The 15,411-nt window shown below is 66.6% G+C and carries 18 protein-coding genes; 7 read left to right on the forward strand and 11 right to left on the reverse strand.

Annotation, left to right across the window (positions count from 1 at the left end):
- The first annotated feature begins 153 nt into the window (after positions 1 to 153).
- Positions 154 to 639 carry a hypothetical protein gene (locus AWC14_RS23930; protein WP_057003078.1) on the forward strand — a complete coding sequence of 162 codons (486 nt, stop codon included), beginning with the start codon at positions 154 to 156 and terminating at the stop codon, positions 637 to 639.
- Between the two features lie 50 nt (positions 640 to 689).
- On the opposite strand, the gene AWC14_RS23935 is transcribed toward AWC14_RS23930, so the two are convergent.
- The 9 genes from AWC14_RS23935 to AWC14_RS23975 all read right to left on the reverse strand — a co-directional run bounded on the left by AWC14_RS23935 (position 690) and on the right by AWC14_RS23975 (position 7,527).
- Positions 690 to 1,019: a YbaB/EbfC family nucleoid-associated protein gene (locus AWC14_RS23935; RefSeq protein ID WP_045384999.1), complete on the reverse strand. Its 330-nt coding sequence runs from the start codon at positions 1,017 to 1,019 to the stop codon at positions 690 to 692.
- A 93-nt stretch (positions 1,020 to 1,112) separates the two neighbouring features.
- Entirely contained in the window at positions 1,113 to 2,198 is a 1,086-nt protein-coding gene (gene menE / locus AWC14_RS23940) for an o-succinylbenzoate--CoA ligase (protein WP_045385011.1), read from the reverse strand.
- A 50-nt stretch (positions 2,199 to 2,248) separates the two neighbouring features.
- Positions 2,249 to 2,551 carry a DUF3349 domain-containing protein gene (locus AWC14_RS23945; protein ID WP_045384996.1) on the reverse strand — a complete coding sequence of 101 codons (303 nt, stop codon included), beginning with the start codon at positions 2,549 to 2,551 and terminating at the stop codon, positions 2,249 to 2,251.
- A gap of 61 nt (positions 2,552 to 2,612) precedes the next feature.
- Positions 2,613 to 2,897, reverse strand: coding sequence for a hypothetical protein (locus tag AWC14_RS23950; RefSeq protein ID WP_045384994.1), 285 nt, complete (start codon positions 2,895 to 2,897; stop codon positions 2,613 to 2,615).
- Entirely contained in the window at positions 2,894 to 4,114 is a 1,221-nt protein-coding gene (locus AWC14_RS23955) for an inorganic phosphate transporter (RefSeq protein WP_045384991.1), read from the reverse strand. The genes AWC14_RS23950 and AWC14_RS23955 overlap by 4 nt, the downstream gene beginning before the upstream one ends.
- Before the next feature lie 95 nt (positions 4,115 to 4,209).
- Positions 4,210 to 4,617, reverse strand: a complete 408-nt coding sequence (locus AWC14_RS23960; RefSeq protein WP_045384988.1) for a VOC family protein — start codon at positions 4,615 to 4,617, stop codon at positions 4,210 to 4,212.
- 12 nt (positions 4,618 to 4,629) lie between these two features.
- On the reverse strand, positions 4,630 to 5,514 hold the full coding sequence (locus AWC14_RS23965; protein ID WP_045384985.1) for an SDR family oxidoreductase: 885 nt from the start codon (positions 5,512 to 5,514) through the stop codon (positions 4,630 to 4,632).
- A gap of 26 nt (positions 5,515 to 5,540) precedes the next feature.
- Positions 5,541 to 6,443, reverse strand: coding sequence for a 1,4-dihydroxy-2-naphthoyl-CoA synthase (locus AWC14_RS23970; protein ID WP_045384983.1), 903 nt, complete (start codon positions 6,441 to 6,443; stop codon positions 5,541 to 5,543).
- Between the two features lie 160 nt (positions 6,444 to 6,603).
- Positions 6,604 to 7,527: an aldo/keto reductase gene (locus tag AWC14_RS23975; RefSeq protein WP_045385009.1), complete on the reverse strand. Its 924-nt coding sequence runs from the start codon at positions 7,525 to 7,527 to the stop codon at positions 6,604 to 6,606.
- An 87-nt stretch (positions 7,528 to 7,614) separates the two neighbouring features.
- Between AWC14_RS23975 and AWC14_RS23980 the strand changes: the two genes are divergently transcribed.
- Entirely contained in the window at positions 7,615 to 8,154 is a 540-nt protein-coding gene (locus tag AWC14_RS23980; RefSeq protein WP_045384980.1) for a TetR/AcrR family transcriptional regulator, read from the forward strand.
- Between the two features lie 58 nt (positions 8,155 to 8,212).
- Here AWC14_RS23980 and fadD8 read toward each other — a convergent pair whose 3' ends face one another.
- Positions 8,213 to 9,814: a fatty-acid--CoA ligase FadD8 gene (gene fadD8 / locus AWC14_RS23985; protein WP_045384978.1), complete on the reverse strand. Its 1,602-nt coding sequence runs from the start codon at positions 9,812 to 9,814 to the stop codon at positions 8,213 to 8,215.
- Between the two features lie 54 nt (positions 9,815 to 9,868).
- Positions 9,869 to 10,276, reverse strand: a complete 408-nt coding sequence (locus AWC14_RS23990; RefSeq protein ID WP_045384974.1) for a YciI family protein — start codon at positions 10,274 to 10,276, stop codon at positions 9,869 to 9,871.
- Between the two features lie 85 nt (positions 10,277 to 10,361).
- Here AWC14_RS23990 and AWC14_RS23995 point away from each other — a divergent pair, with 85 nt between their 5' ends.
- Genes AWC14_RS23995 through AWC14_RS24015 form a run of 5 tightly spaced genes read left to right on the forward strand, consistent with a single transcriptional unit; the run spans position 10,362 to position 15,390 of the window.
- Positions 10,362 to 11,966 carry an amidohydrolase gene (locus tag AWC14_RS23995; RefSeq protein ID WP_045384971.1) on the forward strand — a complete coding sequence of 535 codons (1,605 nt, stop codon included), beginning with the start codon at positions 10,362 to 10,364 and terminating at the stop codon, positions 11,964 to 11,966.
- A complete protein-coding gene (locus tag AWC14_RS24000; protein WP_045384968.1) occupies positions 11,963 to 12,913 on the forward strand; it encodes an o-succinylbenzoate synthase in 951 nt (316 codons plus the stop codon). The genes AWC14_RS23995 and AWC14_RS24000 overlap by 4 nt, the downstream gene beginning before the upstream one ends.
- A gap of 54 nt (positions 12,914 to 12,967) precedes the next feature.
- Positions 12,968 to 13,930, forward strand: a complete 963-nt coding sequence (locus AWC14_RS24005) for a GlxA family transcriptional regulator (protein ID WP_045384965.1) — start codon at positions 12,968 to 12,970, stop codon at positions 13,928 to 13,930.
- A gap of 10 nt (positions 13,931 to 13,940) precedes the next feature.
- Positions 13,941 to 14,675 carry a DJ-1/PfpI family protein gene (locus AWC14_RS24010; protein ID WP_045384963.1) on the forward strand — a complete coding sequence of 245 codons (735 nt, stop codon included), beginning with the start codon at positions 13,941 to 13,943 and terminating at the stop codon, positions 14,673 to 14,675.
- Between the two features lie 4 nt (positions 14,676 to 14,679).
- Positions 14,680 to 15,390, forward strand: coding sequence for a sensor domain-containing protein (locus AWC14_RS24015; protein WP_142281814.1), 711 nt, complete (start codon positions 14,680 to 14,682; stop codon positions 15,388 to 15,390).
- The last annotated feature ends 21 nt before the right edge of the window (positions 15,391 to 15,411 follow it).

Genomic DNA, 15,411 nt, shown 5'->3' on the forward strand with positions numbered 1-15,411 from the left:
CCACGTGACTACCACGGCCGTCGACGGCAATGACGTCAAATTTGATGCGCAGGTTGACAACAAGGCCACGAATTAAGTTGTCTCAGATCGAATGTAAAGGTAGTCGAGCACGTGGAGATGGACTAACTCCCGTGCTGTGGTTGACTAGTTCGCATGGGATTTCGTGATCGTGTACGAGGTATCGCCAGGCCCGATCCTGACGTCTCGCCCGTCGACCCAGAAGAACTTCGTCTGCGGCTGCTGCGGCTGAACCAACCCGCGGAACCCTGGCTAGTGCGCGACGGTACCGTCGAGAAAGTCGACTTGGTGGTGGAGTGGAAGACCAGCGATCCAGACTGGAAGGACCTCTTAAGCAAGGTAGGTGTCAATGACACCTTCTCGACCCGGCTGCGGTTCCATGCTCGGGCCCACGAAGTTCGGTCGAAGGATCGCTGTTTCGCTGGGGATTGGTACTCGGACGAGAATGGGGGCCGCTACTACCGTGAAAGCTGGCAAAACGGTCAATTGCACGATGTGGCCGAGCGCTCGGTCGACGGTCAGCGATACCGCTTCGACTCGAAGGATTTCAAAAACATCTTGAAGCAGACCATCACTGATGCTGGCTGGAGCTACCGGGCCGTGGTCATGCGCAAGCTGTGACCGCCCAATTAACAGTCATCGTTCAGCGCGAAAATTCCCTGCCGTAAGGGCTATTGCCAGTCGTTGACTGCTTCGGCAATCAGGTCCTCGAGACGTTCTTGGTCGACCATAATCGATTCGGTCGCAGCGTTGTTGGCGTTACGAACTGCTTCGTTGAGCCGCTGCTCAACTGTCTCCGCGCCCAACCGCAAGAGGCCATCGCTGATGACGACACTGAGTAGCTGATGGTGACCGTTCAGGGTCACTTCAACGGACTTGTATTCGTCGCAGCCCGTGAAGGTCGTGCTGCGCATCTTGTACAGCTGGTCGTCCATTATCTGAATCAGCGACTGCGCGTCCTTCAGTGCCGCGGCCACCTCCGGATGCATCTCGTGCACCATGTCAGGCTCCTCGATGTTTTCGTGCGCGCATTACGCTAGCTTCTCACCGAAGAATATGGCTAGCAGGCCCTCGTGCCCGGGCCTCTGTTGCTGTTAGCCCTCGAACTGTCGCGCCAACGCTTGCCGGTCCACCTTGCCGATGCCGCGCAGTGGCAGCACCTCGACGATGTACAGTTCGCGCGGCGCCGCGGTGACGTCCAGCGTGCCCGCAACGTACGCCCGCAACTCATCCAATGTCGGTGCGGCGCAACCCTTAGCGACCACCACAGCCGCGACAACCCGCTGACCTAGCCTATCGTCGTCCAACCCGAACACTGCACACTCGGCCACTGCGGGATGCGTGCGCAGCACCGCCTCCACCGGCTGCGGCAACACGGTCAGCCCGCCGGTGCTGATCGCCTCGTCGGCTCGGCCCAGCACCGTCAGCACACCCGAATCATCAAGTACGCCAATGTCTTCCGTCCGAAACCAGCCCGGTTCGGCAAACGGGTCAGGTTCGACGGGATTGCGATAACCCTTCGCCAGCGTCGCACCGCCGATCACGATGCGCCCGTCGGCTTCCACCCGCACCCGAACCCCGGTCAGAGGCACTCCGTCATAGACGCAGCCGCCGGCGGTCTCGCTCATCCCATAGGTGCGGACCACGGTAATTCCGGCTCTAACAGCGGCATCCAGCACCGGCCGCGGCGCCGGCCCACCGCCGATCAACACGGCATCCAAGGACGCTAGCGCCTCGACGGCCGCAGAATCGGTCAACGCCTTGGCCAATTGGGCGGCCACCAATGACGCATATCGCCGGCCCGAACCCAATCGATCTACGGCAGAAGGCAGCTCACCGATATCGAAGCCCGACGAGACGTCGACCTCCACCGGAACCGTCCCGGCCACCAGGCTCCGCACCAGCACCTGCACGCCCGCGATGTGATACGGCGGCAACGCCAGCAGCCAGCGGCCGGGACCACCCAGGCGGTCGTGGGTGGCCGATGCGCTGGCAGTCAGCGCGTCCGCCGTCAGCAACGCACCCTTGGGTGTCCCCGTGGTGCCCGACGTCGTCGCCACCAGCGCGACGTCGTCGTCGATATCGTCACCAATCCCCAACGGCGGCAACGCCGAAGCGCCAACGGATACCGGTACGAAAGCCGAATCACGGCCGGACAGAACACCTTCCAGCGCGGGCATCAGCGTGCGCACCGCGGCGCCCGGCGGGATGGCGAGTGCGCGCAGGACGGCTATTCGCGCTCCTCACCCTCGCGGACGTCGTCCAACGGCCAGCCCTTGGCGGCCAAGCGGGCCCGCACCCGCTCCACGTCTTCCGGAGACGGCAACTCATCGGTGAACTGCGTGATTACCACGCCGATGTCGATCTGGTCGAACTCGCCGCGCTGCATCAACTCGTGGGCCACCGCTTTGACCTCATCGTTGGTCAGCCGTCGGGACAGCAGCGCGAGCAGCGGAATGTAATCGGTCTGCGGGACCCCGTCGGGATACCCCGCACGCAACCACGCAACGATCGAGTTGAGAAATCTGTTCACACTGCGTCAACTTCCCGGCTTTGGGCCTCCGTCACGCATCAAGTAGCCAACGGATTCGATGCTACGTGGATTTGGCACCGAGGATGAACCAGCCGGTGTGGTAGGCGATGAAGTCGCGAGCGATGAACAGTACGCCGAGAACCACCGCGCCCAGCACCAACGCGAAGATCGTCCAGCTGAGCGCGGTCACTGCCGGGCGCTTTCGGGTGGTGGCGTCGCCGCTGATCCCGGCGCCGACAGCGCCGAGGCGCACTCCGACCGCAAACAACGCCGGCAGCGCGGCGCCGACCAGAAGGCCGAAGACCAGGATCTTCAGCGTGGCAGCGTAGTTGAACCAGGTAGTCATGACGCGTTGACGCTGGGAGCAGGGACGGTTTCGGTGGCCGGTAGCGATCCATTGACGTGCGGGACCCGCCCGTCCGTCGGTTCCAACCCGGCCGTCAGGTTGCCCGCCCAGTCGCTGTTCACGTTGGTGTGGTCGATCCGCACCTTGCGCGACTGCAGCCAAATGGCCAGCGCCGCCGCGGATAGCAGCGTGAAACCGACGATCACGCCGAGGTATCCGCCGATGCTGTGCACCAGCACGTAGGTGAGGGCTCCGACGACGCCGGCCGACGGCAGCGTCACCGCCCACGCGGTCGCCATCCGCCCGGCCACGCCCCAGCGCACCTCCGCGCCGGGTTTGCCGACGCCGCTGCCCAGCACGGACCCGGTTACCACCTGGGTGGTCGACAACGCATAACCGAAGTGTGCGGATAGCAAAATGATTGCAGCAGAGGAGGTTTCGGCCGACATGCCCTGCGGGGGCTTGACTTCGACCAGCCCCTTGCCCAGGGTGCGGATGATCCGCCAGCCGCCGAAGTAGGTTCCCGCCGCCATCGCCACCGCGCAGGACACGATCACCCACAGCGGCGGCAGGGTAGCGCTCCGGCTGACGGCGCCGTAGGACATCAGCGCCAGGAAGATGACGCCCATTGTCTTCTGCGCGTCGTTGGTGCCGTGGGCCAGCGACACCAGGCCCGCCGAGAAGATCTGGCCGCGGCGGAAGCTTTGGTCGGTGCGCTTTTCCGGGACGCCGCGGGTGATTCGGTACACCAGCCAGGTTCCGACGGCTCCGACCACGGTGGCCAGTGCTGCGGCCAGCACCGCCGGGATCACCACGCGCGACACCACGCCGGTCCAGATCACCCCATGGCCGCCGACCGCGGCGATCATCGCGCCGACGATGCCGCCGATCAGGGCGTGCGAGGAGCTCGACGGGATACCGAGCAGCCAGGTCAGCAGGTTCCACACGATCCCGCCGACCAGACCGGCAAACACCAGTTCCAGCGTCACCAGTTGAGCGTCCACCAGACCTTTGGCGATCGTTGCGGCCACCGCGGTGGACAGGAAGGCCCCGAACAGATTGAGCACCGCGGACAGAGTCACCGCGGCTTTCGGGGAGAGCGCGCCGCTGGCAATCGACGTGGCCATGGCGTTGCCGGTGTCGTGGAACCCGTTGGTGAAATCGAAAGCGAGTGCCGTGATCACGACGATGATCAGTAGGAACAACTCAAGGTTCACGGGGCCAATTCTGGGGCTAGCTTCGGGCGGTGTCTAACGAACGGTGATGCGAAACGCGGGTGGATTTCGACTCGTCGCCTGATGTTACCTTCCAGTTAACCTTCGGCAGCGCGCCGTTCACCACGGGTGTCGCGCCGCAGCGGGTGATCCGGCGGTATCTGCACGAAAATGAGGGTCACGCCGTCGGGATCAGTGACATGCATCTCATGCAGTCCCCAAGGTTCGCGGCGGGCCTCCCGCGTGATCGGCACACCGCGCCCCTCCAGTTCTGCTTGGGTGGCGCGAACGTCGCGCACCTGCAGCCACAGCGCGCCCGGAAACGGGCCGGCGGGATGGTCGGGCGCGCCGTGGCCGGCCAGCTCGATCAGCGACTGCCCGGCGTAAAACACTGTGCCAGCACCATATTCGCGGGCGATGGCCAGCCCGATCTGGTCCCGGTAGAAGGAAAGCGACTGCTCATAGTCCGCCGGCCGGAACAGCATCCGGCTGGCCAGGATTTCCATGGCTCGTGTCTATCACGAGCTGGGCTGGATGCGCTGACGCTTCATCAGCGCGGTCGCCCAGCCGGGGCCGACCGTGTCCAGCGCTTTGGCGGCGACGGCCATGCGCGGCGCGATCCGCACCGGCCGGCTGCGCGCGGCGGTGATCATCCAGTCGGCGGCCTCGCGCGGCGTCAACGCCGGCATGCCCTCGTAGGCCTTGGTCGGCGCGATCATCGGCGTGGCAACCAGCGGGTAGTACAGCGTTGTCGAGTGCACTCCCTTTGTGCCCCACTCGGTTTCGATGACCCGGCTCACCGCCGACAGCGCAGCCTTGGATGCGTTGTACACCGAGAACAGTGGTGACGCCTCGCTGAACACGCCCCAGGTCGCGACGTTGATGATGTGCCCGTCGCCGCGCTCCAGCATGCCGGGCGCGATGCCGCGGATCAGCCGCAGCGGCGAGTAGTAGTTGAGCACCATCGTCCGCTCGACGTCATGCCAGCGTTCCAGCGACTCGGCAAGCGGCCGGCGGATGGAGCGGCCCGCATTGTTGATCAGGATGTCCACCCCGCCCAGCCGCTGTTCGACGTCGGCGACCAGGGCGTCGACGGCGTCCATGTCGGACAGGTCGCAGGGGATCGCCAAAGCGGTGCCGCCCTGGGCCTGAATGCGGTCCACCACCGCGTTGAGCAGGTCTTCCCGACGCGCGACGGCAACGACGGTGGCGCCTCGCCGGGCGAACTTTTCCGCGGCGCTCTCGCCGATTCCCGACGACGCGCCGGTCAGCAAAATCCGCTTGCCGTCGAGGTCGACGGGCTTGGCCGACGGGTCGTAAAGCCGCAGCTGCGGCGCGATGGGTGGTCGCATCCCGGCCAGCGCGATGGCCTCGGTTAGCCGTCGAAGCGGACTTTTGCTCACGTCGGGAGTCTAGGGGCCCGCTGTTATCAGAAATACCGGGGGAACCGGCTCCAATCGGGCGGCCTCTTCTCCAGGAAGGCATCGCGGCCTTCGACGGCTTCGTCGGTCATGTACGCCAGCCGGGTGGCTTCGCCGGCGAACAGTTGCTGGCCCACCAGCCCGTCGTCGAGCAGGTTGAACGCGTACTTCAACATCCGTTGTGCCTGAGGCGATTTCGCGTTGATCTCGGCCGCCCATTGCACACCCGTGGCTTCCAGTTCGGCATGGTCGACGACGGCGTTGACCGCACCCATCGCATGCATCTGCTCGGCGGTGTACTCGCGGCCCAAAAAGAAGATTTCGCGGGCGAACTTCTGGCCCACCTGCCGCGCCAAATACGCACTGCCGTAGCCGCCGTCGAAGCTGCCGACGTCGGCGTCGGTCTGCTTGAACCGGGCGTGCTGGCGGCTGGCCAGCGTGAGGTCGCACACGACGTGCAGGCTGTGCCCGCCGCCGGCCGCCCACCCGTTGACCAGGCAGATCACGACCTTGGGCATGAACCGGATCAGCCGTTGCACCTCGAGGATGTGCAGTCGCCCGGCGCGTGCCGCGTCGACGGTGTCGGCGGTCTCACCCGAGGCGTACTGGTAGCCGCTGCGGCCGCGGATGCGCTGGTCGCCGCCGGAGCAGAACGCCCACCCGCCGTCTTTGGGGGAGGGGCCATTGCCGGTCAGCAACACCACGCCGACGTCGGGGGACATCCGGGCGTGGTCCAGCGCGCGGTAGAGCTCGTCGACGGTGTGCGGGCGAAACGCGTTGCGCACTTCGGGCCGGTTGAACGCGACGCGCACGGTGGCGTCGGTGGCGTGGCGGTGGTAGGTGATATCGGTCAGATCGGCGAACCCGTCCACCGGTCGCCAGATGTCGGCGTCAAAAGAATTGTCGCTCAACGTTTTTGAACTCCTATGCCGGGTCCAGCCGGAATACCGGGCACACGCCCGCTAGCGTTTCATGAAGCCGACGCCGGTGACGGGCGGATGAAGAGCTTGTCCGCCGGCTTCAGCCACCACGGCGGTTTGACGCATCTGTCGCTTCCCATAGGCAGCGACGTTACCTCTGAATGGGTTCGACACCATGGGGCTGGGGTTCGGTGGTCCCGACTGCGTCGAGCCTTTCGAGCGCTTCGGCGTCGAGGGTGACGTTCGCCGCTTCGATGTTCTCCTCGAGGTGGGCGATCGACCGGGTGCCGGGAATCAGCAACGTGTTCGGCGCGTGCGCCAAGATCCATGCCAACCCCACCTGGGCGCCGGTAACGCCCAGCTGGCCGGCGATGTCGGCCACCACCGAGTTGTCGGCGACCTTCGGGAAACCCGGGAACGCTGAGCCGAGCGGGAAGTACGGCACCCACGCGATGCCGGCGGCCTCACACAGCTCGAGCGTGGCTTCTTGCGAGCGGTCCAGCAGGCTGTAGGCGTTCTGCACGCAGACGATCCCCGCGGGCAGCGCGCGTCGCACGACCTCGAGCGGCACGGCGCTGATCCCGATTCCGCCGATCTTGCCCGCGTCGCGCAGGGCGATCATCTCTGCGAGTTGGTCGTCGAGGTCGACGATCTGATCGCCCTCGGCGGCCAGACCCGGACCGAGATCGAGGCGGCGCAGATTGACCACCGGAATCTGCTCGAGGCCGAGCTGGCGCAGGTCCTCTTCGACGGCGGCGCGCAGCTCGGCTGGCTTCTGCGCCGGGGCCAGCGGGATGGGTTGTTCGCCGGTATAGCGCGCACCGACCTTGCTGACGATGACGAGGTCGTCGGGGTAGGGCGCCAGCGCCGCGCGGATCCGCCGGTCCACCTCGCCGGGGCCGTAGAACGACGCGGTGTCGATGTGGTTGACGCCGAGTTCGATCGCGCGGCGCAGGACAGCGGTCGCGTCGTCGACGGACGGCGCCTCGGCCAACTGCATGGCGCCGTAGCCCATGCGGGCAACCGTCTTCGTGCCGATGCGGCCGGTACCGCCGGGCTGTGGTTTGTCGGTCATGATGCTCCCTGGCTTGTGAAACACTGGAGAAAAATGCGGAGGATCCTCCGCTTGCGTCAGCCTAGCAGAAACGGAGGAGCCTCCGCTTTGGTCCGAAGGTCGGACGCGCGCCGCAATCGCGAACGGCTGCTGCAAGCCGCCACCGCGGCGTTCACCGCGCACGGTGCTTCGGTCTCGCTGGAGTCGATCGCTCGCGACGCGGGAGTGGGGATCGGCACGCTCTACCGCCATTTCCCCAGCCGGGAGGCACTCGTGGAGGCCGTTTACCGCGCTGAGCTCGCTGAGGTGGCCGCGGCCGCCGAGCAACTGCTCGAACGGCATCCGCCCAAGACGGCGCTGCGACGCTGGATGGACCGCTATGCGAGCTTCGTCGCCGCGAAACGCGGAATGGCCGAGTCCCTGCAGGCGATCTTCGCCTCGGGCGCAATGGAACCCAGCCAAACCCGCGACAGCATCGTCGGCGCCGTCGAGACGCTGTTGCGGGCCGGCGCGGACGACGCGAGCTTGCGCGCCGAGGTGCGGGCCGACGACGTGGTGTCCAGCCTGATCGGCGTCTTCCTGGCCAGCGGTTCGCCGGAGCAGACGGCCCGCATGCTCGACCTACTGGTCGCCGGGGTGGCTCGCTAAGCCGCTGAGCGTGCGGCCAGCCGCACGTTGGGTCGCGAGCGTGCGGCCAGCCGCACGCTCAGCCGACGGCGCGGCCCGCCCCTTCCCAGAACTGCGCGCGCACCGCCTTCTTGTCCGGCTTGCCCAGCCCGGTAACCGGCAGGGAGTCGACGACCACCACCCGCTTCGGCGCCTGCACCGAACCCTTGCGGTCCTTGACGGCGGCCTGGATCTCGGCGGTCATCGCCGCAACAGCGGCCTCATCGCGCGGCGCGTCGGCACGCAACACCACCACCGCGGTGACGGCCTCGCCCCACTTGTCGTCCGGCGCCCCGACCACGCACACCTGCGCGACGGCCGGATGCTCGGCGACCACGTCCTCCACCTCGCGGGGGAACACGTTGAAGCCGCCGGTGACGATCATGTCCTTGACCCGGTCGACGATGTAGTAGTAGCCGTCCTCGTCCTCGCGGGCCATGTCGCCCGTGTGCAGCCAGCCGTCCCGGAACGTCTCGGCTGTCGCTTCGGGCAGGTTCCAGTAGCCGCCCGCCAAAAGCGGTCCGCTGACACAGATTTCGCCCACCTCACCCTGCTTGACGGGTTTGCCGTCGAGGTCCAGCAGCGCAACCCGCGCGAACAGCGTCGGGCGTCCGCACGACGTCAGCCGCTTCTCGTCGTGATCCTTCTTCCCGAGGTAGGTGATGGCCATCGGCGCTTCGGACTGCCCGTAGTTCTGCGCGAAAATCTGGCCGAACCGGCGGATTGCCTCGGCCAGACGCACCGGATTGATCGCGGACGCACCGTAATAGACGGTCTCCAGCGACGACAGGTCGCGGGTGTGCGAATCCGGGTGGTCCATCAGCGCATACAGCATCGACGGCACCACGAACGTCGCCGTAATCCGCTTCTCCTCAATGGTTTTCAGGACCTCGGCGGGGTCGAACTTGGGCAGCACATACATTTCCCCGCCCTTGATCAACGTGGGCAGGAAGTACGCCGCGCCGGCGTGCGACAGCGGAGTGATCATCAAAAACCGCGGCTGTTCCGGCCATTCCCATTCGGCGAGCTGGATCATCGTCATCGTCGAGATCGACTGCGCGGTGCCGATCACGCCCTTCGGCTTGCCGGTCGTGCCGCCCGTGTAGGTCAACCCGATGATCTGGTCCGGCGGCAGGTCGGCCGCCACCAACGGCTGCGGCGCGTACTTGGCCGCCTCCGCCGACAGGTCGCGGCCCACATCCTTCAGGGGATCGGGGACTGGGCCGATCGTCAGGATCTGCTTGAGCGACGGCACCTTGTCCAGCAGGCCCAGCGCCCGCTCGACGAACATCGGGTTGGGGTCGATGATCAGCGAGCTGATCCCGGCGTCGGACAGCACGTAGGCGTGGTCGTCGAGCGAACCGAGCGGATGCAGCGCGGTGCGCCGATAGCCCTGCGTCTGGCCGGCGCCGATGATCATCAGCACCTCGGGCCGGTTCAGCGACAGCAGCCCGACGGCCGCGCCGGTGCCGGCGCCCAGCGCCTCGAAGGCCTGGATGTACTGGCTGATCCGGTCGGCCATCTGACCGCCGGTCAGCGTGGTGTCGCCGAGGAACAGCACGGGCTTGTCGCGGTGACGCTTCAACGCGCCGACCAACAGGTGACCGTTATGGGTGGGATTGCGCAGCAGCTCGTCACTCATGGGCTCAAGACTAGAACGTGTTACAGAAATAGCCGAGCCCCTCCCGAAAATCGGCTATTTTGCCAGTTCAGCGCGCCACTGGATTTCCTTCTGGACGTACTCGTTGTCCTGCGGGAAGTCCTCGACCTCCTGGACGCGACGCACTTCGAGCGTCACGCCCGGCCCCAGCGGGCAGCGGGTCGCCCATGCCACAGCTTCTTCCTTCGACGCCACTCCGATGATCCAGAAGCCGTTGAACAGCTCACCGGGATATGGTTCGTCGGAAACGTTCGGCGGGTCGGAGCTGAAGTCGACGACGAAGCCTTCGTCCTGCCCGGCCAGCCCCTCGCCGGCCAGCAACACACCCGCTTCGATCAGCGACTCGTTGTAGCGGCCCATTGCGGTCAGGATCTCGTCGAACGGGACGTCCTTGGCGGCTCCCTGCGCCTCGGCGGTGGACCGCATGATCATCATGTAGCGCATCGCTAACTCCTCTCGGTGGGAACGTTTCATCACGGCTGACTCGCAGAACCGCCATTTCTCATCGCGGGATCACTAATCTGCACGCATGGCCGACGCTGACCTGGTGATCACCGGAACCGTGCTGACCGTCGACGACGCGCGCCCCACCGCCGAGGCGCTCGCCGTGGCCGACGGCCGAATCGTCGGGGTCGGCACACGGGCCGATGTCAGCGGGCTGGTCGGCCCCGCCACCCGGACCGTCGATATCGGTGACGGCTGCGCTATGCCGGGATTCGTTGAGGCACACGGTCATCCGCTGATGGAGGCCGTCGCGCTGTCGGACCGGATCGTAGACATCAGGCCGGTCACCATGCGCAGCGCCGACGACGTCGTCGACGCCATCCGCCGCGAAGCCGCGAAACGCGGACCGGCCGGCGCCTACCTCAACGGCTGGGATCCGTTGCTGCAACCCGGGCTTCCGGAGCCGACGCTGAGCTGGCTCGACGACATCGCGCCGGACGGCCCGCTGGTGATCCTGCACAACTCCGGGCACAAGGCGTTCTTCAACTCGCACGCTGCCCGAGGCGCCGGCCTGACCCGCGACACCCCCGACCCCAAAGGCGCGAAGTACGGCCGCGACGCCGACGGCGAACTCGACGGCACCGCCGAGGAAACCGGCGCCGTGTTCCCGCTCGTCGGCCCGGCGATCCAGCCGGGCGACTATCCGGCCATGCTGCTCGCCGAGTGCGCCCGGCTCAACCGCGCCGGGCTCACCACTTGCTCGGAGATGGCCTTTGACCCGGCATTTCGGCCACTGGTCGAGCAGCTGCGCGACGCGCTGACGGTGCGGCTGCGCACCTACGAGATCTCCAACCCGCAAATGCACACCGACGCCAAGCCGGGCGACGGCGACGACATGCTGCGCCAGGTCGGCATCAAGATCTGGGTGGACGGCTCGCCGTGGATCGGCAACATCGATCTGTCGTTTCCGTATCTGGACACCGCCGCCACCCGCACCATCGGCGTCGAGCCGGGATCGTGCGGGCATGCCAACTACACGCGCGAACAGCTCACCGAAATTGTCGACGCCTACTTCCCGCTGGGCTGGCCGATGGCCTGCCACGTGCAGGGCGACGCCGGCATCGACACCATCCTCGACGTCTACGAGCAAGCGCTGCAACGGAATCCGCGCGACGACCATCGGTTGCGGCTCGAACACGTCGGCGCCATCCGGCCCGATCAGCTCCGACGGGCCGCCGATCTCGGCGTCACCTGCAGTATCTTCGTCGACCAGATCCACTACTGGGGCGACGTCATCGTCGACGGGCTGTTCGGACCGGAACGCGGATCCCGTTGGATGCCAGCGGGTTCCGCAGTGGCCGCCGGTATGCGCATCTCGCTGCACAACGATCCGCCGGTCACGCCCGAGGAGCCGCTGCGCAACATCAGCGTGGCCGTCACCAGGACCGCGCCCAGCGGACGGGTGCTGGCGCCTGAGGAGCGGTTGACGGTCGAGCAGGCCATCCGCGCGCAGACCATCGACGCCGCCTGGCAGCTGTTCGCCGACGACGTGATCGGGTCTTTGGAGGTCGGCAAATACGCGGACCTGGTGGTGCTGTCGGCGAATCCGCGCATGGTGCCGCCAGAAGACATCGCCGACCTCGACGTCCGTGCAACGTTTTTGGCGGGCCGGCAGGTGTACGGCGAGTGACGCCGCCGCTGGACGACATCCTGGACCGGCTGCACGTCGTCGCGCTGCCGATGCGGGTCCGCTTCCGCGGCATCACCACCCGCGAGCTGGCGCTGATCGACGGCCCGGCCGGCTGGGGCGAATTCGGCGCCTTCCTCGAATACGACGATGCCGAGGCCGCCCACTGGCTGGCGTCGGGCCTCGAATCCGCTTATGTCACACCGCCATCCACGCGACGTGATCGCATCCCTATCAACGCCACTGTCCCCGCCGTGCCCGCGGCGCAGGTACCCGAAGTGCTGGCGCGCTTTCCGGGCGCACGCACCGCCAAGGTGAAAGTCGCCGAACCAGGGCAGACGCTCGACGACGACGTCGCCCGCGTCGAGGCCGTTCGCGCGCTGATGCCCACGGTGCGCGTCGACGCCAACGGCGGCTGGACCGTCGCGCAGGCTGTCCAGGCCGCGCAAGTGCTCGGGCCGCTGGAGTACATCGAACAGCCTTGCAAGACAGTCGAAGAGCTCGCCGCGTTGCGAAAGCGCGTCGACGTGCCGATCGCTGCCGACGAAAGCATCCGCAAGGCCAGCGACCCACTCAATGTGGTCCGCGCGAAAGCCGCCGACATCGCGGTCCTGAAGGTTGCTCCGCTGGGCGGTGTTTCGGCGCTGCTGGACATCGCCGAGCAGATCGACATCCCGGTGGTGATCTCCAGCGCGCTGGATTCGGCGGTCGGGATCGCAAACGGTTTGCTCGCTGCCGCCGCATTGCCAGAACTCAAACATGCCTGTGGGCTGGGCACCGGCGGTCTTTTCGTGGAGGACGTCGCCGAACCGATTACGGCGAACGACGGCTACCTTCCGGTCGTGCCACGAACACCCGACCCCGCCCGGTTGCAAGCATTGGCGGCCACGCCAGAGCGACGCCAGTGGTGGATCGACCGGGTAAAGCGCTGCTACCGCCTCATGTCCTGATCTGTGGGGTACATGTCGTAGACGCCATGGCGTCGCGTCCTCGACACTGAATCCATGACGCGATCGGTCGTGGTCCTCGGCTATCCGGGCATCCAGGGACTCGATGTCGTCGGACCGTTCGAGGTGTTCGCGGCGGCGTCGACGTACCTGGCTGCGCACAAACGCGACGGATACCGGCCGGTGCTGGCATCGGCCGGCGGGCAGCCGGCGACAACGGAAACGGGCCTGACGTTCGCCGCGACCTCGCTGCCCGATCCGCGGCAACCGGTGGACACCGTCGTGCTGCCCGGTGGTCGTGGCGTCGACGCCGCCCGTCAGAACCCGGACGTCATCGCTTGGATCCAGGCCGTCGCCAACAACGCACGGCGCGTCGTCACTGTTTGCACCGGCGCATTCCTGGCCGCGCAGGCCGGGTTGCTCGACGGCTGCACCGCCACCACGCACTGGGGGTCGGCCGACCAACTGGCAAGCGAATTCCCAAACGTCACAGTCGATCCTGAGCCGATTTTCCTGCGCAGCTCCGAAAAGGTATGGACCGCCGCGGGCGTCACCGCCGGCATCGACCTCGCGCTGTCGTTGGTCGAAGACGACCACGGCACCGACGTCGCGCAGACAGTGGCCCGCTGGCTGGTGCTGTACCTGCGCCGGCCCGGCGGCCAGACCCAGTTCGCGGCCCCGGTGTGGATGCCCCGCGCCAAACGCGAACCGATCCGCGACGTGCAGCACGTCATCGAATCCGAACCCGGCCAAGCACACAGCATCACAGACTTGGCCCGCCGGGCCGGCATGAGCCCGCGGCATTTCACCCGGGTCTTCACCGACGAAGTCGGCGAGCCACCCGGCGCCTACGTCGAACGCATTCGCATCGACGCCGCGCGCCGTCAACTCGAAGAGACCGACGACACGGTGGTGGCGATCGCCGCCCGCTGCGGCTTCGGCACGTCGGAAACCATGCGGCGCAACTTCGTTCGAAGAATCGGCATCTCTCCCGACCAATACCGCAAAACCTTCGCCTAAAGGAGAACTCATGCAGATCGCCATCGTTTTGTATCCCGGCTTCACCGCACTGGATTTCATCGGGCCCTACGAGGTGTTGCGCTGGCTGCCGAAAGCCGAAGTCCGCTTCGTCTGGCACCAGCCGGGACCGATCACCGCAGACTCCGGTGTGCTCGTCGTCGGCGCCACCCACTCTTTCGACGAAACGCCTTCTCCCGACCTGATTTTGGTGCCGGGCGGGATGACGTCCATCGAACACGCCCGTGACGAGAAGCTGCTGGACTGGGTGCGCCGGGCCCACGAGGCGGCGACGTGGACGACGTCAGTGTGCTCCGGTTCGGTGATCCTAGCCGCCGCCGGGCTGCTGGACGGCAAGCGCGCCACGTCGCACTGGTTGGCGCTCAGCGCCCTGAAGACATTGGGCGCCAACCCAGTTGGCGACCAACGCATCGTGCAATCCGGCGACATCGTCACCTGTGCCGGTGTCTCGGCGGGCATCGACCTGGGATTGTGGCTGGCCGGTCAGATCGGCGGCGAAGGCCGCGCCAAGGCGATCCAACTCTCCATGGAGTACGACCCGCAGCCCCCGTTCGACTCCGGCCACATGTCGAAAGCGTCGGCCACGACGAAGGCGGCCGCCGCCGCCCTGATGGCCCGCGACCTGGTGAAACCGGCCCAGCTCAAGGCCGCGACACTGCTGGCCTGGGAACAGGCGCTGCGTACCGTACGTTCCCGCCGCGAAAGGTTCGCCCGCTCCGTAAGCTGACAGCGTGCTGCGACTCGGTATGAAAGCGGTCTCCGCCTGGGCGGTGAGCCTGGCCGTCGCCGGCTGCGTGTCCACTATCGGCGGAACCGCGGTCCCCGCCGGCGGCCGCGGCCCCGGGACAAAGCCTGCGCCGGCCAAACCGGCAGTGACCGCTGCGGATCTGCCCAAACTGTTGGCCACCCTCGACGAAATCAAAGACATCATGAAGGCGCCGGAGATGGTCACCCAGCAGACCTGGAACCAGCCGGACGCCAGCACCGACACCAAGGTTGAGCCCGTCGAGTGTATGAGCGCTGTGTTCAGCGGTGAGGCATCGTCGTACAACGGCAGCGGCTTCACTGCGATCTACACTGTGCGGCAAGCGGATCCGAAGGGTGTGCCGGATGTCGACGAGGGCGTCGCGGCGTTCGACAACGCGGCGGCCGCGCAGAGCTTTGTGTCGAAATCGGTCGCACAGTGGCGCCAGTGTGCCGGCAAGCAGCTCACCTGGACGTGGCCCGACGGCAGCGTCATTCCCTGGGTGGTGGGTGATCCGGCAGAGTCCGGTGGGTTGGTCACCGTGCGCAACACTGCGGCGCTCAGCCCGGATCTCGCAGTGGTGCGATCGATGGCCGCAAAGTCCAACGTCGTCGTCGACCTGCAAATCATGGGGATCCGGATGGGCGACGTGGCCCCCGAGATCGCAAAACGGATCCTGGACCGCATCCCGGGCTGAGGCGCGTCGCGTCGCGTCCCG

Source organism: Mycobacterium kyorinense (genome assembly GCF_002101735.1).
Classification (GTDB): domain Bacteria; phylum Actinomycetota; class Actinomycetes; order Mycobacteriales; family Mycobacteriaceae; genus Mycobacterium; species Mycobacterium kyorinense.